Annotated in this window: 25 protein-coding genes; 12 read left to right on the forward strand and 13 right to left on the reverse strand. The window is 56.7% G+C overall.

The features are described from left to right. Position 1: 1 nt before the first annotated feature. The 4 genes from ACR0BD_RS03840 to ACR0BD_RS03855 all read right to left on the reverse strand — a co-directional run bounded on the left by ACR0BD_RS03840 (position 2) and on the right by ACR0BD_RS03855 (position 3113). Positions 2-1408, reverse strand: a complete 1407-nt coding sequence (locus ACR0BD_RS03840) for a type II and III secretion system protein family protein (RefSeq protein ID WP_480828980.1) — start codon at positions 1406-1408, stop codon at positions 2-4. A gap of 191 nt (positions 1409-1599) precedes the next feature. After that, complete coding sequence (gene cpaB / locus ACR0BD_RS03845; RefSeq protein WP_480694662.1) at positions 1600-2475, reverse strand: Flp pilus assembly protein CpaB; 876 nt, start codon at positions 2473-2475, stop codon at positions 1600-1602. 148 nt (positions 2476-2623) lie between these two features. Further along, positions 2624-2830: a hypothetical protein gene (locus ACR0BD_RS03850; RefSeq protein WP_480828981.1), complete on the reverse strand. Its 207-nt coding sequence runs from the start codon at positions 2828-2830 to the stop codon at positions 2624-2626. Between the two features lie 79 nt (positions 2831-2909). After that, positions 2910-3113, reverse strand: coding sequence for a Flp family type IVb pilin (locus ACR0BD_RS03855; RefSeq protein ID WP_480828982.1), 204 nt, complete (start codon positions 3111-3113; stop codon positions 2910-2912). Positions 3114-3512: 399 nt separating this feature from the next. On the opposite strand from ACR0BD_RS03855, the gene ACR0BD_RS03860 reads away from it, so the two are divergent. After that, a complete protein-coding gene (locus ACR0BD_RS03860; protein ID WP_480829397.1) occupies positions 3513-4328 on the forward strand; it encodes a lytic transglycosylase domain-containing protein in 816 nt (271 codons plus the stop codon). Between the two features lie 49 nt (positions 4329-4377). On the opposite strand, the gene ACR0BD_RS03865 is transcribed toward ACR0BD_RS03860, so the two are convergent. From ACR0BD_RS03865 to tldD, 6 genes are all read right to left on the reverse strand, one after another. Next, a complete protein-coding gene (locus ACR0BD_RS03865; protein WP_480694656.1) occupies positions 4378-5004 on the reverse strand; it encodes a CoA transferase subunit B in 627 nt (208 codons plus the stop codon). Beyond that, the gene (locus tag ACR0BD_RS03870) at positions 5004-5708 is read right to left on the reverse strand and encodes a CoA transferase subunit A (protein WP_480694654.1); all 705 of its coding nucleotides are present in this window, start codon (positions 5706-5708) and stop codon (positions 5004-5006) included. Before ACR0BD_RS03870 ends, ACR0BD_RS03865 begins: the two co-directional genes overlap by 1 nt. Positions 5709-5819: 111 nt before the next feature. Then, positions 5820-6347, reverse strand: coding sequence for a superoxide dismutase family protein (locus tag ACR0BD_RS03875; protein ID WP_480694652.1), 528 nt, complete (start codon positions 6345-6347; stop codon positions 5820-5822). 121 nt (positions 6348-6468) lie between these two features. Continuing rightward, the gene (gene topA / locus ACR0BD_RS03880; protein WP_480828984.1) at positions 6469-9084 is read right to left on the reverse strand and encodes a type I DNA topoisomerase; all 2616 of its coding nucleotides are present in this window, start codon (positions 9082-9084) and stop codon (positions 6469-6471) included. A gap of 151 nt (positions 9085-9235) precedes the next feature. After that, positions 9236-10369 (reverse strand): DNA-processing protein DprA, encoded by a 1134-nt coding sequence (gene dprA, locus ACR0BD_RS03885; protein WP_480828985.1) that lies wholly within the window; start codon positions 10367-10369, stop codon positions 9236-9238. 241 nt (positions 10370-10610) lie between these two features. Next, complete coding sequence (gene tldD, locus ACR0BD_RS03890) at positions 10611-12032, reverse strand: metalloprotease TldD (protein ID WP_480828986.1); 1422 nt, start codon at positions 12030-12032, stop codon at positions 10611-10613. Between the two features lie 176 nt (positions 12033-12208). On the opposite strand from tldD, the gene coxB reads away from it, so the two are divergent. From coxB to ACR0BD_RS03945, 11 genes are all read left to right on the forward strand, one after another. Then, on the forward strand, positions 12209-13120 hold the full coding sequence (gene coxB / locus ACR0BD_RS03895) for a cytochrome c oxidase subunit II (RefSeq protein WP_480828987.1): 912 nt from the start codon (positions 12209-12211) through the stop codon (positions 13118-13120). A 72-nt stretch (positions 13121-13192) separates the two neighbouring features. Continuing rightward, the gene (cyoE, locus tag ACR0BD_RS03900) at positions 13193-14149 is read left to right on the forward strand and encodes a heme o synthase (RefSeq protein ID WP_480828988.1); all 957 of its coding nucleotides are present in this window, start codon (positions 13193-13195) and stop codon (positions 14147-14149) included. After that, a complete protein-coding gene (locus ACR0BD_RS03905) occupies positions 14146-14307 on the forward strand; it encodes a hypothetical protein (protein WP_480694640.1) in 162 nt (53 codons plus the stop codon). The genes cyoE and ACR0BD_RS03905 overlap by 4 nt, the downstream gene beginning before the upstream one ends. Next, the gene (locus tag ACR0BD_RS03910; RefSeq protein WP_480694638.1) at positions 14307-14882 is read left to right on the forward strand and encodes a cytochrome c oxidase assembly protein; all 576 of its coding nucleotides are present in this window, start codon (positions 14307-14309) and stop codon (positions 14880-14882) included. The genes ACR0BD_RS03905 and ACR0BD_RS03910 overlap by 1 nt, the downstream gene beginning before the upstream one ends. A 22-nt stretch (positions 14883-14904) precedes the next feature. Next, a complete protein-coding gene (locus ACR0BD_RS03915) occupies positions 14905-15720 on the forward strand; it encodes a cytochrome c oxidase subunit 3 (protein WP_480694636.1) in 816 nt (271 codons plus the stop codon). 156 nt (positions 15721-15876) lie between these two features. Further along, positions 15877-16554, forward strand: a complete 678-nt coding sequence (locus ACR0BD_RS03920) for an SURF1 family protein (protein WP_480828989.1) — start codon at positions 15877-15879, stop codon at positions 16552-16554. Next, a complete protein-coding gene (gene thrC / locus ACR0BD_RS03925) occupies positions 16551-17939 on the forward strand; it encodes a threonine synthase (RefSeq protein WP_480828990.1) in 1389 nt (462 codons plus the stop codon). The genes ACR0BD_RS03920 and thrC overlap by 4 nt, the downstream gene beginning before the upstream one ends. Further along, positions 17936-19198: a M16 family metallopeptidase gene (locus ACR0BD_RS03930; RefSeq protein ID WP_480828991.1), complete on the forward strand. Its 1263-nt coding sequence runs from the start codon at positions 17936-17938 to the stop codon at positions 19196-19198. Before thrC ends, ACR0BD_RS03930 begins: the two co-directional genes overlap by 4 nt. Continuing rightward, positions 19198-19782: a GNAT family N-acetyltransferase gene (locus tag ACR0BD_RS03935; RefSeq protein ID WP_480828992.1), complete on the forward strand. Its 585-nt coding sequence runs from the start codon at positions 19198-19200 to the stop codon at positions 19780-19782. The genes ACR0BD_RS03930 and ACR0BD_RS03935 overlap by 1 nt, the downstream gene beginning before the upstream one ends. Positions 19783-19884: 102 nt before the next feature. Further along, positions 19885-20703: an MBL fold metallo-hydrolase gene (locus ACR0BD_RS03940; protein WP_480828993.1), complete on the forward strand. Its 819-nt coding sequence runs from the start codon at positions 19885-19887 to the stop codon at positions 20701-20703. A gap of 38 nt (positions 20704-20741) precedes the next feature. Beyond that, a complete protein-coding gene (locus ACR0BD_RS03945) occupies positions 20742-22157 on the forward strand; it encodes an FAD-binding oxidoreductase (RefSeq protein WP_480828995.1) in 1416 nt (471 codons plus the stop codon). 34 nt (positions 22158-22191) lie between these two features. Here the strand turns inward: ACR0BD_RS03945 and ACR0BD_RS03950 are convergent, their stop codons facing one another. From ACR0BD_RS03950 to ACR0BD_RS03960, 3 genes are all read right to left on the reverse strand, one after another. Continuing rightward, positions 22192-22671 (reverse strand): fasciclin domain-containing protein, encoded by a 480-nt coding sequence (locus ACR0BD_RS03950; protein WP_480694624.1) that lies wholly within the window; start codon positions 22669-22671, stop codon positions 22192-22194. Between the two features lie 168 nt (positions 22672-22839). Next, positions 22840-23379: an adenine phosphoribosyltransferase gene (locus tag ACR0BD_RS03955; protein ID WP_480694622.1), complete on the reverse strand. Its 540-nt coding sequence runs from the start codon at positions 23377-23379 to the stop codon at positions 22840-22842. A gap of 78 nt (positions 23380-23457) precedes the next feature. Next, positions 23458-23592 (reverse strand): hypothetical protein, encoded by a 135-nt coding sequence (locus tag ACR0BD_RS03960; protein WP_480694620.1) that lies wholly within the window; start codon positions 23590-23592, stop codon positions 23458-23460. Positions 23593-23630: the final 38 nt, after the last annotated feature.

A 23630-nucleotide genomic window follows, 5' to 3' on the forward strand; every position in this document is an offset into this window, starting at 1 on the left:
ATCATTCCAGCACGTAGCCGTACGAGCTGCCAAAGCCCTGCTTGGCGACTTCTGATGCGCCACCAGAACCAGCACGTTCGGTACGAGCTGTCTTGCCGTTGATGAACAGATCAAATTCGCTGGGCGGTTTGACCCGATCTGTCGGCAGAGCAAGCGCTTCGCCGCGTGTCGGTGACACCAGGTGAGCTGTCACGATTACAACCAGTTCCGTTTGAGCGCGCTGATATTCAGCACTGCGGAACAGGGCACCCAACACAGGTACGTCACCCAACCATGGAACCTGGTTGTTCAGGTCGGTGAAGTCGTCCTGAATGAGGCCAGCAATCGCAAAGCTTTCGCCATCCCGCAATTCAACCGTGGTCTTGGTCCGGCGCGAGATAAAGGACGGCACGTTGTTACCAGCAATGGTAAAGTCCGAGCTATTGTCGATGCTCGATACGGACGTACCCATTTCAAGGTTGATGAGATCGCCGTCTACAACGCGCGGTGTAAAGATGACCTGAACACCGAATGCACGATATTCGATCGCGATGTTACCGTCGTCCGATGGAACAGGGATCGGAACTTCGCCACCTGCAAGGAACTCTGCTTCCTGACCGGACAGGGCCGAAAGATTAGGTTCTGCAAGGCTGCGTGCAAGCCCTTTGGCTTCAAGTGCTTCCAGCAACAGACGAACTTGCGTCGAACCCGCGCCGAAACCAAACAGGATTGCACCAGTGTTGGTTTGCTGAACCGGAATGTTATTGTTCAACGCGTTAGCCAGTGCACCTGCGGTGTTCAGTGTGTTGAAACCACCTGTTACATCGCTGCCGCCGAAGCCAAGCGATGCAGTCAGGCTTTTCGCAACCGACCGGCTCATTTCAGCGAATCGCACCTTCAGCATAACTTGCTGGACACCGCCAACCGACATCAGGTTAGAAACCCGGTCGGGTGCATAGCGTTCTGCAAGTTCCAAAGCGCGTGCGAGCTTTGCAGCGCTTGAAACCGTACCAGAAAGCACGATCCCGTCGTTCGCGGTGCGAACTTCGATCTGTTCGCTTGGCAAGATTTGCCGCAGACGTTCTTTAAATTCGGAAACATCCGGAGATACCCGAACACGAACGTTGGCAAGCAAGTTACCAGCACCGTCGAACAGTGTCAGAGTGGTCAGACCGGGCGCTTTGCCCAATACATAAATGGTACGGTCCGAAAGCGACGAAATGTCAGCAATGCCAGCGTTGGCAATGCTGAGTTCGGCAAACGGTTCCTCACTCTCAACAACAATTGCGCGGTTCATCGGGACATCCAGCGTTTCCGCTGTGCCCTTCTTCACTACGCGAAGATTTTGCGCCCAGGCGGCATCGCCGACCGAACTCATTACAAGCGCCAACCCCAGAAGGGTTGCGCTAATCCAAGAATGTATTTTCATGTGACCTGCCTCTCCGATCACGCCTCGTTTTAGGGCTATTGCCTTATGCCCATTAACACTGCGCGAATTGCTAATTTATTGCAATAATCAATGGTTTCTGGAATTTTCCTTATGTGGACAATTCGCAACATGCAAAACGAGACAAGCCGCGCGAACTGCGCGGCTTGTACCTGTAAGGCTCTGAAAAAACGTTAGTTTGTGCAGGGAATTACCGTTTTTACGATCTCTGCGCCGCGACGTGTGTTTACGGTGCAAACCTCTTCCTTAGCCTGGACCGGTTCTGGGGCTGTTTCTTTGATTCCCAACAGTTTTCGTTGGTCTACTTCAATGGCGCTGGCGACGGTTTCATCCTGTACACCAACCAAGGCAAGCGACAGGCGCCCCGTGTTCTGAGCTTGGGCGAGCGCAGCAATTTGTTCCGGTGTCGCGGCAACAGTTACAGTGCGCGCGATTGTCGCCCCGGTCAGATCTGAGCCCGCTGTCTGGTCAACAGCGATCAGTTCGATGCTGGTTTGAATCAGACGAGTGATTTCGCCGCGATTCCCTTCGATCGTTCCGCTCAAGGAGCCGGTCCAATATACGTCGACATTGTCACCTGGCCGCAAGAAACCAGAAACGCCCGATGCGACATCCACACTGATCGCGAAAGCCCGCATGCCTTTTTGCAGGCGCGAGGTGAGGCCGGCCGATTCGCCGGGCTTCGTTACCTTCACTTCCATAAGCGCTTCGTCTTTTTCCATTGCCCGCAGGACAAAACGATCACCTTTGGCGTCTTCGGGGAACAAGGCGGCCATTTCAAGGAAGCTGCCTTCTGGAATGGCATCTTCAGGCCATTTCACAATTCTTATGTCTTCTTCCGACAGGCGCTCACCATATTTCAGCGCTCGGTTTGAAACCAGCACATCTGTCGTCGTGACTGTGCTGACGTTCGCAAGAGCATCCTGAGCGGCTTTCTTCTCTCGCTCAAGTTGGGCCTGTGTCTGGGAGATGTAATCTTGCGCCAGATAAACGGCGCCGCCGGCCAATGCCACCCCGACAATCAGGACAAGTCCAAATACTGCGCGCATTCGCGTACCCTCGTATTATTCTGTTCTGGTCACGTCGAACTGTTTAGAACGACTAATGCTTTCTGGATTACCGGCGAATTGTGTCGAAAAGGGGGACAATATTTGATTTTTTTTTCGTTAGTGCCCGGTCCGAAGATCGGTGTGTTCGTCAGTTGCCCGAGCTGATTTCGAAAGACAGATCGCGCACCTGAGCACCCTTGAGCGCCGTGCCGGTTTGATTGTCCACGTATTGGATCGACGGATAGAAATTAATGTAGATGATGGCGCCGAACCCGACGATGCCCGCTGTAAGTAAAACCCAGTCGGCTGTGATGGCCCCATCTTCACCATTCAGAAATCTTGTAAATCTTTTCATTTCTGTAACCCAAGTTTTGCTAAAAAAAAGGGGCCGCCGTCGGATTGACGCGACCCCCTTAGAATTTCTGCGTAAGCTATTAGCTCGACAGGTCCGGATCCGGAACAGTCACAGACACGCCCGACAGAGCGGTGTCAACTTTACCCGCCAGGTCGCTGGTACCCTGACCAACCTGAGTGTAGGCAACTGCTGCCAGGCCAACGATGGCTGCTGTCAGAACAACCCAGTCAACTGTTACGGCGCCGTCTTCGTCTTTGCGGAAGTTCTTGATGAACTTGATCATGTTACGTCCCTCCTAAAGGATCTAAAAGTCAATTGAACCTCGGGGTCTTCCAGAGCTTTCTCTCTCAGTCCGCTCCCGACCGTCTCGGTATGGCATTATGTTTGACGGGTAGGCGTGGCAGGAATTGGGCCAAACCCTATTTTTTTGCGCCGAAGTTTATTTTTTTTGTAATTTCTTTTGTAACGCGTTGAAATATAACAAATAAAAAAGAGAAAATTAACGCGTCCCCTACGTTGCCCGATGCAAAATTGCGCCAAATGAGGCGAAATCGCCCCAATTCACGTTGTTTTTATGGTGTTGTGGGCAGTTTATTGGTTCAAATCACCCAAAAGCAAAAAGCATGAGGCGGGCGAAATGAATCTGCGGGACGTAATGATCCCCTTTGTCCTATCGGTTGTGATGGTTTCATGGCCTGTATTTGTTGTGGCGCAAACGATTGAACCGCGGGGCGTTTACAAACGGGTCAAAGCGCCGACGCCGGGCACGCGCCCGAAGGTGACAGTTCAGATCACACCTGAGGAACACGCAACTGCACCCTTTGCGCCCAGTACCGGGCTTGAGATCGAAACATCGAAGATTATTGCCCGAACCCGTGTGGTACCTCCAAGCCTTCCCGGTGGGCCGAAAAAACCAATCGGCTCGTATACGGCTTTCTGGGAAAGAATTTCACCAGGCGCTGAAGAAGCAGGGGCGGGCCGGCTTGAGGACGCCATGAACGCGCTGGCTGCGATTAACGTTGCCTCGCCGCGATTGCAGACGTTGCAGTCGATTGCTCAGAAGCAAGGTATCGACATTCTGCGCTCAACCGTCGGGACAAACGTGTCGCCTGCATTGGTTCTGGCGGTCATTTCAGTTGAATCCGCAGGTCGTTCCGATGCAGTCAGCTCGGCCGGAGCGCAGGGGTTAATGCAGTTGATGCCTGCTACTGCGAAACGGTTTGGGGTGAATGACAGCTTTAATCCCGGCCAGAATATCTCTGGCGGTGTGAAATATCTGAACTGGCTGATGGGAGAATTCGGCAACGATCCGATTCTGGTGCTGGCTGGGTACAATGCAGGCGAAGGGGCTGTGCGAAAGCACGGGGGCGTGCCGCCTTATACCGAGACGCGTAATTACGTTCCCAAAGTTCTTGCCGCGTTTCAGGTGGCGCGGGCTTTATGCCTAACGCCACCGCAACTCATTTCGGACGGTTGCGTGTTTCAGACCGGTAACTAAGAAAGGCCCGCCAGGTTTGGCGGGCCTTTTTGGTAACGGTAGCGCCGGATCAGTCGACAAGTGTCGCCTGGGTCGCTGCGCGCATCTCTTCTTCGCTGACACCATCAGCAAGTTCGACGATCTTTAAGCCGCCCTCGACCACATCCAGTACACCAAGGTTCGTAATGATGCGATCTACCACGCCCTGACCGGTCAGAGGCAGGGTACATTCCTTAAGCACCTTAGAGTCGCCGTGCTTGTTGGTGTGGTCCATCACCACGATCACCCGGCCCACACCGGCGACGAGGTCCATGGCGCCGCCCATACCTTTGACGAGCTTGCCCGGGATCATCCAGTTCGCCAGATCGCCTTTCTCATCCACTTCCATCGCACCCAGAACCGCTGCTGCGATCTTGCCGCCGCGGATCATGGCAAACGATGTGGCGCTGTCAAAATAGGACGTGCGCGGCAATTCAGTGATCGTTTGCTTGCCGGCGTTAATGAGGTCGGCGTCTTCTTCGCCCTCGAAAGGAAAGGGGCCCATGCCCAGCATACCATTCTCGGATTGCAGCGTGATGTCCTTGTCACCCACGTAGTTGGCGACCAGCGTCGGAATCCCGATGCCAAGGTTCACATACATGCCGTCTTCCAATTCCTCGGCCGCGCGTGCGGCCATCTGATTGCGGTCCCAAGGCATTATGCGTCCTCCTTCTTGCGAGTCGTGCGCTGTTCGATGCGCTTTTCGTGGCTGCCTTGGATCAGGCGGTGCACATAAATACCGGGCAGGTGAATCCCGTCAGGATCCAGCGAGCCGCGCGGAACAATTTCTTCCACTTCGGCCACGCAAATCTTACCGCAGGTCGCGGCGGGGACGTTGAAGTTACGCGCGGTCTTACGGAAAACAAGGTTGCCGGTGTCGTCCGCTTTCCAGGCCTTCACGATTGCAAGGTCGGCAAAGATGCCTTCCTCCATGATGTAAGTCTCACCGTTGAAGTCCTTGTGCTCTTTACCCTCGGCGATCACGGTGCCCACACCTGTTTTGGTGTAGAAGCCCGGAATGCCGGCCCCACCGGCGCGCATACGTTCGGCAAGGGTGCCTTGGGGATTGAATTCCAGCTCAAGCTCGCCACTGAGGTATTGGCGCATGAACTCTGCGTTCTCACCAACATATGAACTGATCATCTTTTTGACCTGCTTGGTTTGCAGCAGGATACCGATGCCGAAGTCATCCACACCGGCGTTGTTGGACGCGAACGTCAGGTCCTTAGCGCCCGAGGCCTTGATCGCCTCCAGCAGCATCTCTGGAATACCGCACAGGCCGAACCCGCCGGCTGCAATCAGCATGCCATCCGATAGCACCCCATCGAGCGCCTCGGTGGCATTGGCATAGACTTTCTTCATGGAAAACTCCCCCAATGACATGGTGATGGGCAGGTTGTGCCGTTGTGCCTCGGGGGAGTCAATGAAATCAGCGGGTTCAGGTATTTCTACGGTATCCCGCTGACTACTTGGTTAGTTGGCTTTCAGGATTCCGCAAGCAATGCGCCCACCGGCACCACCAATAGGCTGGCTGATATGGTCGTCACCTTTTTCGTGAATGATGAAAGTCGACCCGTCCGCGTCCAACAGTGCGTGATCACCGCCATCCAACGTGACCAGCGTGGTAAAGGCTTCCATCTCACCAACGCCGTCGGCACCGACATACATGTTGGGCAGATCGCCCGGCTCTGGCCCTTGGGGGTTCATGAGTCCATGCGCCCCTTCGACCTTACCAACGTGGCCTTTCGCTGTTTTGAACCCTTCACCCGGCTCGCACACGCCATGGCTATGCAGGTGCAGCCCGTGTTTGCCCGGCGGCAGGTCCGAGACTTTTACGTGCAACAGAACCCCATTCGGGCCTTGCTTGGCATGGGCTTCTCCAATCACCTTGCCGTCCGCATTGATGATCTCGGCAGTTGCAGTCTTGTCGTCGTGCGAGGCGTCTACTTGCACCGCGCAGCCCAAAGCAATAGCGACGCCCAATGTGGCTATTCTGATCATGAGTCTATTCCCTTTCTTGCCAACGCATTTTCATGTCGCGTCTGCAGGGGAAACACACAATCTGACTGATTTATTCAGGTACAGGTGCCCGGTGCGTCAGAACGCCATACCCGGGCCTGTTTCAGTCAGCTTTCTTGGTCGCTGCTTTTTTCTTTTTGGGGGCCGCTTTTTTCTTGGTGCCTTTCTTGGCGGCGCGTTCATTGACCAGTTCTATGGCCATTTCCTGTGTTACGTCCTCGGGCTTGATGTCCTTGGGAATGGTCGCGTTGACCTTCTCCCACTTCACATAAGGCCCGTACCGCCCGTCCAGAACCTGCATCGGGCCACCGTCGGGGTGTTCCCCCAGTTCTTTCAGCGGTTTTGCGGCTGCGCGCCGACCGCGTCCAGGATTGGCGCGTTTCTCAGCCAAAAGCTCGACCGCGCGGTTCATGCCGATCTCGAACACGTCGTTCGGGTCTTTGAGGTTGGCATAAACAGGTTTCGCTTCATCCGCCAACTGATGCATCAGGTAAGGTCCGAACCGCCCGAAGTTCGAGGTGATCATGCCACCTTCGGGATGTTCGCCGATTTGGCGAGGCAAGGACAACAGCGTCAAAGCCTTGTCCAGATCCATGTCGTCCTTGCTCCAGCCTCGGGGCAGGGATGCCCGCGGGGGCTTTTTGTTCTCCGGCGTCGGTTCTCCGCGTTGGACATAAGGCCCAAAGCGCCCGGATTTCAGCCAGATTTCGTCTCCCGCATCTTCACCCAGCAGACGTTCGTCGCCTTCTGCGCCTTCACCTGCAATGGGGCGGGTATACGTGCATTCTGGATAGTTGCCGCAGCCCACGAAACCGCCGGTTCGCGATGTTTTCAGGTGCAGCTGGCCGACACCGCATTTCGGGCAAACACGCGGGTCAGATCCATCTTCGCGCGGCGGGTACAATTGTGGGGCCAGTGCTTCGTCCAGCTTATCCAAGACTTCGGAGATGCGCAGCTCGGACGTCTCGCCGATGGCGGCCGAGAAATCACGCCAGAACTTGCCCAACAGGTCTTTGTAGTCGCGGTCACCCGCGCTGACATCGTCCAGTTGTTCTTCGAGGTTGGCAGTGAATTCGTAGCCCACGTATTGTCGGAAAAAGTTCAGCAGGAAGATCGTGACAATCCGGCCCTTTTCCTCGGGGATCAGTCGGTTCTTGTCCTTGCGGACATACTCGCGGTCCTGAATCGTTGTCACGATCGAGGCATAGGTCGAAGGCCGTCCGATGCCCAATTCTTCCATCCGCTTAACCAAAGTCGCCTCGGTATAGCGCGGAGGGGGCTGGGTGTGGTGTTGCAGCGCCAGAACGGCTTCGTTGTCGGCCAGAATTGCGGCCTTTTCCGAGTCTGAGGTCGCTTTGGTGAACTGATCCCGCAGTGAGCTTTTAGCAAAGCGCGCAGGGTCGCCCTGCATGATCTGCGGCAGGCGCTTTTCGTCGTCGTCGGTGACGTCGTCGCGCCCTTCTTCGTAGACGCGCATAAAACCGTCGAACAACACAACCTGACCAGTGGCGCGCAGCCCGACTTGCCCGTCATCGCTGCCGATCTCGACCGTTGTGCGTTCCAAACGTGCGGCAGCCATCTGGCAGGCGATGGTGCGCTTCCAGATCAGATCGTAGAGCTTACGCTGGTCTTCATCCGTGACCTTCAGCGCTTTTGCGTCACGAGACATATCCGTCGGGCGGATACATTCGTGGGCTTCCTGCGCGTTTTTGGCTTTGTTCTTATAAATGCGGGGGCTGTCGGGCACGTATTCAGCCCCATAGCGGTCTGTAATCGCGTCACGTGCTGCCGATACGGCCTCGGGGGCCATGTCGATGCCGTCGGTCCGCATGTAGGTGATGTATCCGGCCTCATATAGCCGTTGCGCGACCTGCATCGCATGACGCGCACCCATGCCAAACTTGCGGCTGGCTTCCTGCTGCAGGGTCGAGGTCATGAATGGGGCGCTTGGGTTGCGCGCAGCGGGCTTGGCTTCGACCGAGGTTACGCTGAGCGCGCGGCTCGTGATGGCCTGAACCGCCAGCTCGGCCTGTGTTGCGTTGGCCAGGTCGTGCTTGTCCAGTTTCTTGCCCGCCAACGTGACCAGTCGCGCCTCATAGGTTTGACCACGTGGCGTTTCGAACAGCGCGCGAACCGACCAGTACTCGACCGGTTTGAAGGCTTCAATCTCCATCTCGCGCTCGACGATCAGGCGCAGACAGACCGATTGCACGCGGCCAGCGGATTTTGCACCGGGTAATTTGCGCCATAAGACGGGCGACAGGTTGAAGCCCACCAGATAATCCAGTGCACGACGGGCCAGATAAGCTTCGACCAACGGCATATCGACCTGACGCGGGTTCTGCATCGCCTCGGTCACGGCGTCCTTGGTGATGGCGTTAAAGGTCACGCGGCTGACCGGTGTGTCTTTCTTGATCGAGCGGCGTTTGGTCAGCGCTTCTTGCAGGTGCCAACTGATCGCTTCCCCTTCGCGATCGGGGTCAGTCGCCAGGATCAATGCGTTGTCTTCTTTGAGGGCGTCGGCAATGGCTTTGACGTGCTTACGGCTGTCGTTGCCGACCTCCCATTTCATGGCGAATTCGTCTTCGGTATCCACCGATCCGTCCTTTGGCGGCAGGTCCCGGACGTGGCCATAAGACGCTAAAACCGTGTAGTCGGGGCCGAGGTATTTATTGATTGTTTTGGCCTTGGCAGGGGATTCTACAACAACTACAGGCATTTAGGGGGAAACCTCGCTCGACGAATATAGCGCCTTCTATGATGGTGCAAAATGTGTAGGGCAAGAGCGAATTGTCAATGCGTTCGTTCGCGCACTTGAATTTGATGGCGATTTCAAACTGATATCACCGAGAAATTTTTAGCTTGGGTGCTTATGCCGTCAATGAAAGCAAACCGCCGGGTTGCCTTTGAATGCGCCCGTCCAACTCGAGATCGACCAGAGCAGGGCCGATCTCTCCAGCCGTTGCCGCGACATCACGAATCAACTGGTCTTCGGCAATCGGAGAAGGGCCCAGACAAGCCAGGATCGCTGCATGTAGATCGACGGTAGCACTTGGCGGTTTGGAGGGCGCGACCGTGCTGTCGGGCTGTTTGGATTGCATCGGGTACGCTTGTGGGGGCAGGGCCTCTACCACGTCGACTGCGGACCGAACAAGCGTGGCCCCATCGCGGATCAAAAGGTTGCAGCCAGCGGCGCGTGCGTCAAACGGGTGTCCAGGAACGGCCAAAACCTCGCGCCCCTGATCCAGCGCGTCTCTCGCTGTGATCAGGCTGCCAGACTTTGCAGCCGCCTCGACAACGACAACCGCCTGCGCCAACCCGGATATGATTCTATTGCGGCGCGGGAAGTGTCTGGCCTGCGGCGTCACGCCCATCGGTTGTTCAGAGACTCGCAAACCGGATCGTGCGATTTTCTCTGCCAGTTCGGTATTCTCAGCGGGGTATACGACGTCGACACCACCGGCCATCACCGCAATTGTCCCGGTTTCCAAGGAGGCCATATGGGCCGCGGTGTCGATTCCGCGCGCTAGCCCTGAAACCACTGGAAAACCTTGCTTTCCAAGCTCACTCGCCAATCCTCGTGCCATTCTGGCGCCGAGGGATGAACAGTTGCGAGCACCGACCATGCCCACTGCAGGGCGTTGTAACAAAGTCAGATCCCCTATGGCCCAAAGGATCGGAGGCGCGTCATTCAGGTCGTTCAGTGCTGTCGGAAAATCGGCGGACCCAAGGCACAAAAGCTGAGCATTCGCTGCTTTTGCGGCCCTGAGTTCCGCCTCAATCACGCCGGGTGGGCAAATTTCATACCCTTCAATTCCGGCAGCGCGTGCCATTTCCGGCAGCGCGGCCAGCGCATTCTGCGCTGAGCCATGTTCGCGCAGCAGCCGACGGAATGTCGCCGGACCAACTTTGCGCGAGCGCAACAGACGAAGCCAGGAAAACCGATCCTCTTCCGTGGTGGGTGGGAGTGTGGGGTGATAGGAAGAAAGCTGCTCTTCGGTCATCCGTCGCTCCGCCTGATTGCAGAACTGGTTTACGGCGAGCAGGGTTAACAGCTTCTGAATCGCTTCAAATTTTTCAAATATTATTTGGTGTGAGCGGCAGATTTCAGTTTAATACACTGAATTTAATGGGAAAAAGTTTGCCAAGAAATTCTGCGCTTTGCGAAATGGTGGGTCTAATGGTCAAAAAACCAGAGCGCAAGGTTAACCCTGCGCCCCGGTGTTTTCCCATTGCTGTTGTGTATCAGGTCGCCGATCCGCCGACCGTCAGCCCATCCATCAATACTGTCGGCTGGCCGACCCCGACGGGCACCCACTGACCGTCCTTGCCGCAGGTTCCCATGCCCGGATCAAGCGCCATGTCATTGCCCAAACCGCGAATGCGTTTCAAAGCCGAAGGGCCATCACCGATCAGCGTCGCACCTTTGACGGGCGCACCGATTTTGCCGTTCTCGACCCGGTACGCTTCGGTGCAGGAAAAGACGAACTTGCCGTTTGTGATATCCACTTGGCCACCGCCAAAACCGACCGCCCAGATGCCGTCCTTGATATCTGCGACCAGCGATGCGGGGTCCGCATCACCACCCAGCATGACTGTGTTTGTCATGCGTGGCATGGGTTTGTGAGCATAGCTCTGACGACGTCCGTTACCCGTGGGCGCAACCCCCATCAGGCGCGCATTCTGGCGGTCTTGCATGTATCCCGTTAAAATCCCGTCTTCGATCAGAACGGTACGCGAGCTGGGCGTGCCTTCGTCATCAACCGATATCGAGCCTCTCCGATCTGGTATTGTGCCGTCGTCAACGACGGTGACACCTTTGGACGCAATTTGCTGGCCCATAAGTCCCGCGAAGGCCGAGCTGCCTTTGCGATTGAAGTCACCTTCCAGGCCGTGCCCGATTGCTTCGTGTAGAAGAATCCCCGGCCATCCGGGCCCAAGCGCAACCTCCATCACCCCAGCCGGGGCAGGGATGGCGTCAAGATTGACCAAAGCGATGCGCAGAGCCTCACGCGCTTTGTTCTGCCAGTCAGCCGGATCAATCAGCCCGTCCAGCCCGACACGTCCACCACCCCCGGTCGAACCACTTTCACGCCGACCGTCCTGTTCGACGATGACCGAGATGTTGAGCCGCGTCATGGGGCGTACGTCCCGGACCATCACGCCATCGGGGCGCAAAATCTCAACTTCTTGAACGGCAGCTGCGATAGTGGCGCTTACCTGAACAACGCGCGGGTCCAGATCACGGGCAAACGCGTCGATTTCGCGAAGGGTTTCGATCTTGACCGGAAAATCTGCGGATTCGATCGGGTCCTCGTCAGTATAAAGCCGGGTATTGGTCGCCCGCGGTGCCTCTGCCAATGTGCCGCCACCGTCACCAACTGCCAGACGCGCAGTTTCTGCAGCCCGTTTCAGGGCCGGGATCGAAACGTCTGTTGAATGCGCGTAACCTGCCACCTCACCCTGAACAGCGCGCAACCCAAACCCCTCGGAGGCGTCATATGATGCGGTGCGCAGCCGCCCATCATCAAACACCAGAGACTCGGACTTTCGACGCTCAACAAACAGTTCGCCGTCTTCGGCTCCGGCTGTCGCAGACTGCAGAACCGCAAGCGCTTCGTCCTTGGGAAGAGCGCTGTCAAAGGGGCGAAACGGGTCGTTGGGCATGGGTTGGGACCTTTCGGGTTTGATCCAGATCAAAAATAGCGTCTGTTTGACGCAAGCATTTTGCTTTATCTACCCGCAGGAATATGGTTTTTAACGCGGCCAAAGACAACGGGTGAGGTGTGGCCGATTCACACCTTTTCGCCAGGGACGCAAAGATCAAACGATCAGGACAGAACATGAAGAATGCTTTGATGCTTTCGGGCTTTATGACAGCCCTCTCCAGCCTTCCCGCCATGGCTCAGGAGCTTGAAATTATTGGCAAGCCCGTCGATGGCGGCCTTGGTTTTCAGCCCGCGGCGACAAGCCTTGCCGAGGGGATCCAGCGGCTGGATGGGATGATTCTTGTCATCATCACAGCGATTTGTGTGTTTGTTGCTGGCCTGCTGATCTACTGCATCGTCCGCTACAACAGCCGCGCCAACCCCGAACCTGCGCGATTCTCGCACTACACTCCGGTTGAGGTTGCCTGGACTTTGGGGCCGATTCTGATTCTGGTCTTCATCGGCGCGTTCTCGTTGCCGGTGCTGTTCAAACAGCAGGAAATCCCGGAAGGCGATGTTGTCATCAAGGTGGTCGGTAACCAATGGTACTGGACCTACGAATACGTCGATCACGATTTCGCGTTTGACAGCTATCTGTTGGGTCACCCCGCAACATTGGATGAAGGCGCGCGCCCTGCAGACGCAGATGTGACACCGTTTGTTCTGGATGATGCGATGCGCGCCAAGCTTGCCGAGGCTGGATACAGCGATGATGAATGGTTGCTGGCGACGGACACGGCGGTTGTTGTCCCGGTTGGCAAGATCATTGTCATGCAGGTCACCGCGTCTGACGTGATTCACTCGTGGACGATCCCGTCCTTTGGTGTGAAGCAGGACGGCGTGCCGGGCCGCCTGGCCGAGCTTTGGTTCCAGGCTGACAAAGAAGGTGTCTACTTTGGCCAGTGCTCGGAATTGTGCGGCAAGGACCACGCTTACATGCCGATCACCGTCAAGGTTGTGAGCGAAGAAGCGTATGAAGAATGGCTTCAGGGCGCCCTGGAAGAGTACGCAGGTCAGCCTGTGCCTTATCAGGTTGCCTCGAAGTAACGTTTTGGCGACCTAACGAGCGAACGCATGCTGCGCGGGGAACGCGCAGCTTTTGCACCAGAAGGACCGGAAATGAGCGACGCAAGCATCAATGCCAGCCAAGTGACCGCCAAGGCGCACGCGGACGAGGCCAGCTTTGGCGATTATTTCGCCCTGCTGAAGCCACGCGTGATGTCGTTGGTTGTGTTTACGGCTCTGGTCGGGTTGCTGGCCGCGCCTGTGCCTGTGCACCCTTTCGTCGGTTTTTGCGCTATCCTGTTCATCGCAATCGGCGGTGGTGCATCTGGTGCGCTGAACATGTGGTGGGACGCGGATATCGACCGCGTTATGAAGCGCACCAAGGGGCGCCCGGTTCCATCAGGCAAGGTTCAGGAAGGCGAGGCGCTTGCACTTGGCTTGGCCTTGTCTGGTCTTTCCGTGATCATGCTGGGGCTGGCAACCAACTGGTTTGCAGGCGCTTTCCTGGCTTTCACGATCTTTTTCTACGTCGTCGTCTACACAATGTGGCTGAAACGTTCGACACCGCAAAACATCGTCATCGGGGGTGCGGCTGGGGCTTTCCCACCTGTTATCGGATGGGTTGCCGCAACTGGAACCATGTCCATCGAACCGTGGCTCATGTTCGCGTTGACGTTCATGTGGACACCTCCGCATTTCTGGGCTTTGGCGCTGTTCATGCGCTCAGACTACGATGACGCTGGTGTTCCGATGCTGACCGTGACCCACGGCCGTCGCGCCACACGTTGGCATATCCTTGTCTACACGGTCCTGTTGGCGCTGTTGGCTGTCGGTACCGCGTTTTCAGGCATTGGTGGTCCGATTTACCTGACCGTTGCCGTGGTGATGAACGCGCTTTTCTTGCGTGGAGCATGGTCTATCTCGCGCCGGACAGAAGAGGATTCGGAGGCCGATAACTTCAAAGTTGAACGAAGCTTCTTCAAGTTGTCGCTGCTCTATTTGTTCCTGCATTTCGGGGCAATTTTGGTCGAAGCGCTGTTGAAACCCTATGGTTTGGGAGGCTGGTCATGAGCCTACGCAAGAGCCATGAACTCCACCATCGCCGGTTCAGCCGCAATCTTGGGGTAGGCCTGACATTGGCCGCTTTCATCGTGATTATTTTTGGCCTGACAATCGTCAAGGTCTCGGGCACTGATTTCAATCTCGCTACGCAAGAGGTGCAAAACTGATGGCGTTGTCAGGTCCTCAGAAGACAGTTGTTCAAACAGTGGGCGTCGTTCTGCTGATGGGAAGCCTTGCATGGGCGGCGGTACCTTTCTACGACTGGTTTTGCCGCGTAACAGGCTTTGGTGGCACGACCGGCGTAGCCGAAGCTGCACCCGAAGAAATTCTCGACCGCAAGGTCACCGTGCGGTTTGACGCCTCCAAGGCCAAGGATATGGCTTGGGAGTTCAAGCCGGTCGAACGAGAAATGGAAGTTCGCATCGGTGAAACCGGGCTGGCCTTCTATGAGGCTTACAACCCCACAGATCGTCCGATTGCGGGGCAGGCGTCCTACAACGTCGCTCCGTATTCTGCCGGAGGGTATTTCCAGAAAATCGCTTGCTTCTGCTTTGAAGAGCAGGTTCTGCAGCCAGGTGAGCGGGTTCAGATGCCGGTGAGTTTCTTCGTCGATCCGGAAATGGTCGAAGATCTGGAAGCAAAATATGTTCATACGATCACTCTGTCGTATACATTCTACGAAATTGACCTGCCCGAGGGCTATGCCGCCCTTGACGCGCAGGCTGATACAAACACGAACTAATGCCTTTAGGTGAGGGACGCTGATGGCACACGCTAAAAACCATGATTATCACATTCTGGCCCCGTCGATCTGGCCTCTGATCGGCGCCGTCGGTGGCTTTGTGATGCTGTTCGGAGCCGTCCTTTGGATGCACGGTGTAACCTCATTCCTGTTCTGGATGGGGCTGGTAGCCGTTCTTTACACTATGTTTGCGTGGTGGTCCGAGGTGGTGGCTGAAAGCCGCGCTGGTGACCATACACCGGTCGTTCGTATCGGGCTGCGCTATGGGTTCATCCTGTTTGTGATGTCCGAGGTGATGTTCTTCTTTGCCTGGTTTTGGTCGTTCTTCAAACATCGCATGTACCCGATGTACGACTATGCCGGCACCGAATATATCCAGCCTGATATCCACGCGGTTGACCCTTTCCACCTGCCGCTGATCAACACTTTGGTTCTGCTGCTGTCGGGCTGTGCCATCACCTGGGCACACCATGCGCTGGTGCATGACAACGATCGCAAGGCGCTGATCAATGGTCTGGCCATCGGTATCGTTCTGGGCATCGCATTTACGGCGCTGCAAGCTTACGAATACTATGAGCTGCTGGCGCACGAAGACTGGGTGTTCGGCGGTGATCAGTTCTATTCGAACTTCTTCATGGCCACGGGCTTTCACGGTGCGCATGTGATCATCGGTACGATCTTCCTAAGTGTCTGTTTGATCCGCGCACTGCGGGGCGATTTCACACCTGAGAAGCATGTCGGCTTTGAAGCCGCTGCTTGGTACTGGCACTTTGTTGACGTCGTCTGGCTGTTCTTGTTCTTCGCCGTCTACATCTGGGGTCAGGCTCCGTTCCTGTAACGCAGGTCAGGTGATCCAACTGCAAAAGCCGCCCTCGGGGCGGCTTTTTCTCTATTCCGGGCGCAAGATTGCGCCCCATACAATTGCGTAGTTGCATTTTCATCTGCTCCGCCCGTAACAAGACGCCGGTTTCTGCAACAAGGTATCCGCCCCGCCATGCACCGCATTCTTTTCCTGCTGATCTTTGGTCTCGCTGGCCTGGGTGTGCTGCTGTCACTGGGTGTTTGGCAGGTGCAGAGGTTAGCGTGGAAACAGACTATTCTGGCCGACATTGACGCCCGGATTGCGGCTGATCCAGTTTCCTTACCGGCAAATGTGTCGGAAGAAGAGAACAGGTACCTGCCCGTCACGATCACGGGTGAGATGGAACCGGGCGAAATCCACGTTCTGGTGTCGGTCAAGCAGGTTGGGGCGGGGTATCGGATCATCCAGTCTTTTAGCACGGCAGATCTTACGATCCTTGTAGATCGCGGCTTTGTGCCGACAACAGCAAAGCAGGCCGAACGTCTGACGGGCCCGATGACCGTAACGGGCAATCTGCATTGGCCGGATGAGATCGACAGCTACACGCCGGAACCCGATATTGACGACAATATCTGGTTTGCCCGCGATGTGCCCAATCTGGCCGCCGCGCTGGGGGCAGAGCCCATTCTGCTGATCGCACGGTCGGAAACTGACCCCGATATCACGCCTTTGCCTGTTGATACGGCGGGCATTCCCAACGATCACCTGCAATACGCAATCACATGGTTTGGTCTGGCTCTGGTCTGGGCCGCGATGACCGGTTATTTCCTGTGGCGCAACCGCGCCCCTGCAAAGAGTGAAGAGCAATGAAATACATCTCGACCCGCGGCCAAGCGCCGGAACTGACCTTTGAAGAGGCGATGCTGACCGGCCTTGCCCGCGACGGCGGCCTGTACCTGCCCGCTGAGATCCCGGTCATGAGCCATGATGAGATCGCAGCACTAGCTGGTCTGCCTTATGAAGAGATCGCGTTCCGCGTGATGTGGCCCTATGTCAGCGGCTCATTCTCCGAGCAGGAGTTCAAGGACATCATCGCCCGCGCCTATGAAGGGTTTGGCCACGACGCCCGCGCGCCGCTGAAGCAACTGAACGAGAACCACTTCTTGCTGGAACTGTTCCACGGTCCCACGCTGGCCTTCAAAGACTTTGCCATGCAGCTGATAGGCCAGTTGTTCCAGGTGGCCCTGAAGCGGCGCAATGATCGCGTGACCATCGTGGGCGCGACCAGTGGGGATACCGGATCAGCCGCGATTGAGGCATTCCGAGGGCTGGACGCGGTGGATGTGTTCATCCTGTTTCCGCATGGCCGTGTGTCCGAGGTGCAGCGCCGTCAGATGACAACGCCCGCCGACAGCAACGTGCATGCGCTGGCCGTGGATGGCGATTTCGACGATTGCCAGGCCGCGTTGAAGGATATGTTCAACGATTTTGACTTCCGCGATGGGGTCAAGCTGGCCGGGGTGAACTCAATCAACTTCGCCCGGGTATTGGCGCAGATCGTCTATTACTTCTCCGCCGCTGTCAGCCTCGGTGCACCGCATCGCAAGGTCAGTTTCACTGTGCCAACCGGCAATTTCGGTGACATTTTCGCGGGCTATCTTGCCAAGCGCATGGGGCTGCCGATTGACCGTCTCGTGGTGGCGACCAACCAGAACGACATCCTGCACCGGTGCCTGTCGGGCGAGGGGTATTTCAAGGGTGAGACCATCCCCTCTATCAGTCCGTCGATGGACATTCAGGTCAGCTCAAACTTTGAGCGGGCGCTGTACTATGCCTATGGCGAGGATGGCGCGGCCGTAGCGCAGTTGATGGATGAGCTCAAGAACGGCGGTTTCAACGTCAGTCAGGGCGCGATGGAAGCGCTGCGTGAGAGTTTTGACTCGGGTCGTGTCTCCGAGGATGAAACGCTAGAGACGATCAAACACACGCTGGCCCATAGCGCTGAGCTGGTTTGCCCACACTCGGCCATCGGCATCAAGGTGGGTGAAGATCACCGTACGGCGGATGTGCCAATGATCACTCTGGCCACTGCTCACCCAGCGAAATTCCCGGCGGCGGTCGAGAAGGCGAGCGGGGAACATCCGCCTCTTCCATCCCGCATGTCTGATCTGTATGAACGTCCGGAACGGGTGACGCGGATTGCCAATGATCTGGGCGCCCTTGAGGATCATATCAAAGGGCATATCGCCGAGTGACTGTCAGACAAGACCAGCTGAAGAACGGATTTCGGATCGTCAGTGAGAACATGCCGGGGCTGCAATCTGCGGCCATCGGCATCTGGGTGACCGCGGGTGCGCGGAACGAGCGAATCGAACAGAACGGCATCGCGCATTTCCTTGAACACATGGCGTTCAAGGGAACCGAGCGGCGGTCTGCGCTGCAAATCGCCGAGGCGATCGAGGATGTTGGCGGCTATATCAACGCCTATACCTCGCGCGAGGTGACGGCCTATTACGCCCGCGTTCTGAAAGACGATGTGGCGCTGGCGATGGATGTCATCGGTGACATCGTTCTGAACCCGGTCTTCGACCCGCGCGAGATCGAGGTCGAGCGCGGCGTGATCCTGCAGGAAATCGGTCAGGCCTATGACACGCCCGACGACGTGATCTTTGACTGGCTGCAAGAGCAGAGCTATCACGACCAGCCTCTGGGCCGCACCATTCTGGGGCCGTCCGAGCGGGTGAGCGCGTTTTCACGCGAAGACCTGTCGGGCTTTGTGGCCGAGCATTACGGGCCCGAGCAGATGATCCTGTCGGCAGCTGGGGCGGTGGATCACGATGCTCTGATGAAGATGGCCGAAGAGATGTTTGGTCATCTGCAACCGCGCAAAGGGTTGATTGCCGAAGCCGCGAAATTCACCGGCGGTGAAGCGCGGCAGGAGAAAGAGCTGGAGCAGGCCCATTTCGCGCTGGCGCTGGAAAGCCCGGGCTATCGCGATGATGCAATCTATACGGCTCAGATCTATTCTACCGCTTTGGGCGGCGGTATGTCCTCGCGATTGTTCCAGGAGGTTCGCGAAACGCGCGGGCTCTGCTATACGATCTTTGCGCAAACCGGGGCCTATGCGGATACCGGAACCACCACGATTTACGCTGGAACCTCGGCGGACCAGGTGGGCGAGCTTGCGACGATCACCATTGATGAGATGAAACGTGCTGCCGAAGACATGGGCCCGGAAGAGGTCGCCCGGGCACGCGCGCAGATGAAGGCCGGAATGCTGATGGGGCTGGAAAGCCCGTCGAACCGGGCGGAACGTCTGGCGCGGCTGGTACAGATTTGGGGTCGGGTGCCTTCGCTTGAGGATACGGTTGCCAAGATCGATACGGTCAGCACAAAGGACGTGCGCGCTTTTGCCGAGACGATGGCCGTACAGGCCCCGGCGGCGCTGGCGCTTTATGGGCCGGTGGCCGGTGCGCCAACGCTGGCAACCTTGCAGGAGAGGCGCGCGGCGTGATGCTTTTGGGCCGACGCAAGCTGAAACTTGAGACAGCGCGCCTCAGCCTGCGTCCGCCGGTGCATTCGGATTTCAACGATTGGTCAGCGCTGCGCCGAGCCTCGAAAGAGTTCCTCACCCCATGGGAGCCGATCTGGGCCAAGGATCACCTTAGCCGCAAGTCCTTCACCAACCGGGTCTATTGGGCACAGCGTTCCGTGGCCAGTGGAACGGCAGTCCCGCTTTTTCTGTTTCGGCGTGAAGATGACGTTTTGGTAGGTGCCATCACGCTGGACAACGTGCGGCGCGGTCCAGCGCAGGCGGGCACGCTTGGCTATTGGACTGGTCAGGCATTCACCCGCAATGGCTATATGCGTGAGGCGATCGGGGCCGTTGTGCATCATGCCTTTACCCGGCTTGACCTGAGCCGGATCGAGGCGGCGTGCCTGCCGGAAAACAAACCCTCGCGAGGGGTGCTGGAAAAATCGGGTTTCAAGTATGAGGGCGTTGCGCAGTCTTATCTGCAAATCAACGGCCGTTGGCGGACGCATGTTCTGTACGCCTGTCTGCGATCAGATCGGCGCGGCAAGACAGACGCAGGGTAGGGTGACCCTGCGGGTCATTGGGGCGCTGCCCCAACCCCGGGATATTTTTAGCCAGATGAACAAGGGGCATGACTTGGTGCGCGGTCGCACTATACTCGGGTCATGCGGTGGATTCTTGCGGTATTGTTGATGATTTCGGGTGGGGCTGTGGCACAAGAGCGGCGACCAAGTCATTGTATCGCCATCGCGGATGCTGCACCGGGAATTGAGTACATCCAGAAGGCTTCTTGGCAAGACCCGGTTCCCGAGTTCTCGGTTCGGATAAGTTACGTTGCCCACGCGTCTTTCCTGATCCAGACGCAGGGCGGGTTGAACGCGGTGACGGATTTCACGGGGTTTATCGGAAGTGCCGATCTTATTCCGGATGTTGTCACCATGAACCACGCGCATAGCACGCACTGGACAGCCAACCCTGACCCTGCAATCCCGCATGTGCTGCCAGGGTGGGGCGAGTTTGGTCAGGGCATTGAGCATCACCTGGATCTGGGCGAAATGCTGGTACGCAATGTATCAACTGATATCCGTTCTGCGTATGGCGGGGTAGAGGAACGCGGGAATTCAATCTTTGTTTTTGAGATCGAAGGATTGTGCATTGGCCATCTGGGCCACCTGCATCACATTCCGTCAGATGAGCAATTCGCGGCACTTGGGCGTCTGGACGTGGTTATGGCGGCCGTGGATGGCGGAACGACGATGCCCTTGCCCGAGATGATCTCGGTTCTCAGGCGGTTGAAAAGTTCTGTTATCATTCCGATGCACTGGTTTTCGGGGTTTTCGTTGGACCGGTTTCTGGTTGATATCCGGGACGAATTCCCAGTTGAACGCGATGGTGTTTCCGAGATTGTCGTTTCGCTGCGCACTTTACCTGACCGTCCCACAGTGGTTGTGCTTGAACCGCAATATCTGATCGAACTGGAATAGGCCTTGTCGCGCTGCCGCAGGTTGGGCAAGGAAGTCCTATGAGTTTGAAGCCTGCCGATGATGCATTTGCCCAGTCTGTCCAGCGTGCGTTTAGCGCGGATATTCTGCGGCCTGTAGCCGAGCGTTATCTTGAGGAACCGCGCCGACGTTTTGCTGGTCAAGCCGGGGTGCTGGCATTGCCGCGTACTGTGTACGAGGTATCAGGGCTGGTTCGCATGGCGTCTGATGCGGGTGTGCCGGTGGTTCCTTATGGCGGTGGGACTGGGCTTGTCGGTGGGCAGGTGATGTCCGATGGCCCTGCGCCGTTGCTGATTTCGCTGGAGCGGATGACCGCGATCCGGGACGTTTATCCGGCTGAGAATATCCTGATCGCCGAAGGCGGTGCAATTCTGGCGGATGTGCAGAATGCGGCTGAACAGGTGGACCGGCTATTTCCTTTGACACTGGCCGCGCAGGGATCCTGTCGCATCGGCGGTAACCTTGCCACGAATGCCGGTGGCGTGAACGTCTTGCGTTACGGCAATGCGCGCGACCTGTGTTTGGGGCTGGAGGCCGTCTTGCCGAACGGAGAAATCTGGCACGGGCTGGGTCGTTTGCGGAAGGACAACACCGGGTATGACCTGCGCAATCTGTTGATCGGGTCCGAAGGAACGTTGGGGATCATCACGGCGGCTTCGCTCAATCTGTTTCCTCGTCCTGCGGGCGTTGGGACTGCGATGATAGCAGTAGCGTCGCCCGAAGCCGCGATCGAGCTTTTGGCAATGGCGCGGGACCAGATGGGAGACGGGGTCAGCACATTCGAGCTGATCCACCGACAAGGGCTGCAGTTCCTGACTGAAGTGTTGCCTGATGTTCGCCAGCCTTTTGACACCCAGCCCGAATGGTCGGTTTTGATTGAGGTGGGGTTATTCTCAGGTCTGTCGCCAACGTCTGCGTTAGAGGACCTCTGCGCCGAGGCTCATGAACGGGGTCTGGTTCTGGACGCCGTTATCGCACAAAGCGAAGGGCAGCGCTTGGACCTGTGGGCCGTACGCGAGCGTATCCCCGAGGCCAATAGGCTGATCGGTTCGGTGTCCAGCCACGACATTTCGGTGCCGATTTCCAAGATACCCGAGTTCATTCGCCGAGGTCAGGAAGCTATCGCGCCACTCGGCCCTTTCAGGATCAATTGTTTTGGTCATTTGGGGGATGGAAATTTACACTACAACGTGTTCCCACCCATCGGGCATTCGCGTTCCGAATTTGATGACCAACGACAGCAGATAAAGCGTGTGGTTCATGACCTTGTGCATGCGTTCGAGGGATCGGTGAGCGCAGAGCATGGGGTTGGGCGTCTGAAGACGGGCGATCTTGAACGATATGGGGACCCGGTCAAATTGGCTGCGATGCGCGCGATAAAATCGGCTTTAGATCCCAAAGGGATCATGAATCCGGGTGCTGTATTGAAGTCGTGAAAGCGGCCCGGGTTTAACCGAGCCGCTTTGTTGATCAGGATGCTGGCAGGATGACCTTGTCGATCACATGAATCACGCCATTAGAGGTTTCGATGTCTGCCTGAACGACGGCCGCATCGTTGATCATCACGCCGTTGTCGAGATCAACAGTGATGTCGCCCCCTTGAACGGTGGCCGCTGTCATGTCGTCAGACAAGTCACCCGACATTACTTTGCCCGGTACCACGTGGTAGGTCAGGATAGCGACCAGCTGATCCTTGTTTTCCGGTTTCAGCAAGTTTTCGACGGTGCCCTCTGGTAGGGCGGCGAATGCTTCATCGGTGGGCGCGAAGACGGTAAACGGACCGTCACCTTTCAGCGTATCGACCAGTTCGGCCGCCTGAACAGCTGCAACAAGCGTTTCAAAGCTGCCCGCGCCAACGGCGGTGTCCACGATATCCTTGTTGCCGCCAGCAAACGAAGTTGAAGCGATCAGAGCGCCAGCAACGCCGGCAAAAGCAAGTTTACGAAGCATAATAAAGGTTCCCTTGTTGGGATGCCTGAAGTGACATCAACAGGGATACGGGGGATCGACAAAACAAGATCACTGAATATCTCTATGAAATATCGTTGATCTGAGCATGCGCTGGGCTAAGCCACGCTGAAGTTGAATTTCCACTCACTTTTTTGTGATGTGGCGTCGTTAAAGACCTTCGAATTCACACAGAACGTGCACATCCATGTCCATGTCTTCCAGCATTTTGCGCCCGCCCAGCTCGGGCAGATCGACGATAAAGGAACAGGACACGATCTCACCGCCCAAACGCTCGATCAGTTTGATACCGGCTGCAGCCGTGCCGCCGGTAGCAAGCAGATCATCAACGACCAGAATTTTCTCACCCGGTTCGATGGCATCGTCATGGATTTCGACGATCGCTTCACCGTATTCCAGCTTGTAGTCCTGACTGATGGTGGTGCCGGGCAGTTTGCCCTTTTTTCGGATGGGAACAAAACCAACGCTGAGTTGATGTGCGATAGCACCGCCCAGAATAAAGCCGCGCGCCTCTAGCCCGACGACTTTGTCGATGCGCTCTCCGGCATAAGGGTGCAGCATCTGGTCAATCGCCATGCGAAACCCACGTGGATCAGCAAACAGCGTTGTGACGTCCCGAAACATGATCCCCTCATGCGGGAAATCGACGATTGTGCGGATGTAATCCTTAACCGATTTGTTTCTGGACATGATCGACCCCTTAGGCGTGAAACACGCTGGGCTGTTTGGCCCATTGGGGTCAGTCATGCAAGAAAAGAATGGCCTCGCCTAGTCGCGACGTCCCCGAATTGCATTCGGCAGGCTGTAGTAACGGTACAGCGGGGCAGGTAGCCACGACAGATGCGGTTTGCGCCAATTGCGCTGGTCGCGCAAAAGAAATGCCTGAGCAGCATGAAGGTTCATTGCCAAAATCCTTATTTATTGTTAGGTGCTCGATAACT

It is taken from the genome of Ruegeria sp. G5 (genome assembly GCF_056533365.1).

Coding starts and splice junctions, on each gene's coding strand:
- ACR0BD_RS03840 (WP_480828980.1), bottom strand. CDS start 1,408: ATGAAAATACATTCTTGGATTAGCGCAACCCTTCTGGGGTTGGCGCTT.
- cpaB (WP_480694662.1), bottom strand. CDS start 2,475: ATGCGCGCAGTATTTGGACTTGTCCTGATTGTCGGGGTGGCATTGGCC.
- ACR0BD_RS03850 (WP_480828981.1), bottom strand. CDS start 2,830: ATGAAAAGATTTACAAGATTTCTGAATGGTGAAGATGGGGCCATCACA.
- ACR0BD_RS03855 (WP_480828982.1), bottom strand. CDS start 3,113: ATGATCAAGTTCATCAAGAACTTCCGCAAAGACGAAGACGGCGCCGTA.
- ACR0BD_RS03860 (WP_480829397.1), top strand. CDS start 3,513: ATGGTTTCATGGCCTGTATTTGTTGTGGCGCAAACGATTGAACCGCGG.
- ACR0BD_RS03865 (WP_480694656.1), bottom strand. CDS start 5,004: ATGCCTTGGGACCGCAATCAGATGGCCGCACGCGCGGCCGAGGAATTG.
- ACR0BD_RS03870 (WP_480694654.1), bottom strand. CDS start 5,708: ATGAAGAAAGTCTATGCCAATGCCACCGAGGCGCTCGATGGGGTGCTA.
- ACR0BD_RS03875 (WP_480694652.1), bottom strand. CDS start 6,347: ATGATCAGAATAGCCACATTGGGCGTCGCTATTGCTTTGGGCTGCGCG.
- topA (WP_480828984.1), bottom strand. CDS start 9,084: ATGCCTGTAGTTGTTGTAGAATCCCCTGCCAAGGCCAAAACAATCAAT.
- dprA (WP_480828985.1), bottom strand. CDS start 10,369: ATGACCGAAGAGCAGCTTTCTTCCTATCACCCCACACTCCCACCCACC.
- tldD (WP_480828986.1), bottom strand. CDS start 12,032: ATGCCCAACGACCCGTTTCGCCCCTTTGACAGCGCTCTTCCCAAGGAC.
- coxB (WP_480828987.1), top strand. CDS start 12,209: ATGAAGAATGCTTTGATGCTTTCGGGCTTTATGACAGCCCTCTCCAGC.
- cyoE (WP_480828988.1), top strand. CDS start 13,193: ATGAGCGACGCAAGCATCAATGCCAGCCAAGTGACCGCCAAGGCGCAC.
- ACR0BD_RS03905 (WP_480694640.1), top strand. CDS start 14,146: ATGAGCCTACGCAAGAGCCATGAACTCCACCATCGCCGGTTCAGCCGC.
- ACR0BD_RS03910 (WP_480694638.1), top strand. CDS start 14,307: ATGGCGTTGTCAGGTCCTCAGAAGACAGTTGTTCAAACAGTGGGCGTC.
- ACR0BD_RS03915 (WP_480694636.1), top strand. CDS start 14,905: ATGGCACACGCTAAAAACCATGATTATCACATTCTGGCCCCGTCGATC.
- ACR0BD_RS03920 (WP_480828989.1), top strand. CDS start 15,877: ATGCACCGCATTCTTTTCCTGCTGATCTTTGGTCTCGCTGGCCTGGGT.
- thrC (WP_480828990.1), top strand. CDS start 16,551: ATGAAATACATCTCGACCCGCGGCCAAGCGCCGGAACTGACCTTTGAA.
- ACR0BD_RS03935 (WP_480828992.1), top strand. CDS start 19,198: ATGCTTTTGGGCCGACGCAAGCTGAAACTTGAGACAGCGCGCCTCAGC.
- ACR0BD_RS03940 (WP_480828993.1), top strand. CDS start 19,885: ATGCGGTGGATTCTTGCGGTATTGTTGATGATTTCGGGTGGGGCTGTG.
- ACR0BD_RS03945 (WP_480828995.1), top strand. CDS start 20,742: ATGAGTTTGAAGCCTGCCGATGATGCATTTGCCCAGTCTGTCCAGCGT.
- ACR0BD_RS03950 (WP_480694624.1), bottom strand. CDS start 22,671: ATGCTTCGTAAACTTGCTTTTGCCGGCGTTGCTGGCGCTCTGATCGCT.
- ACR0BD_RS03955 (WP_480694622.1), bottom strand. CDS start 23,379: ATGTCCAGAAACAAATCGGTTAAGGATTACATCCGCACAATCGTCGAT.
- ACR0BD_RS03960 (WP_480694620.1), bottom strand. CDS start 23,592: ATGAACCTTCATGCTGCTCAGGCATTTCTTTTGCGCGACCAGCGCAAT.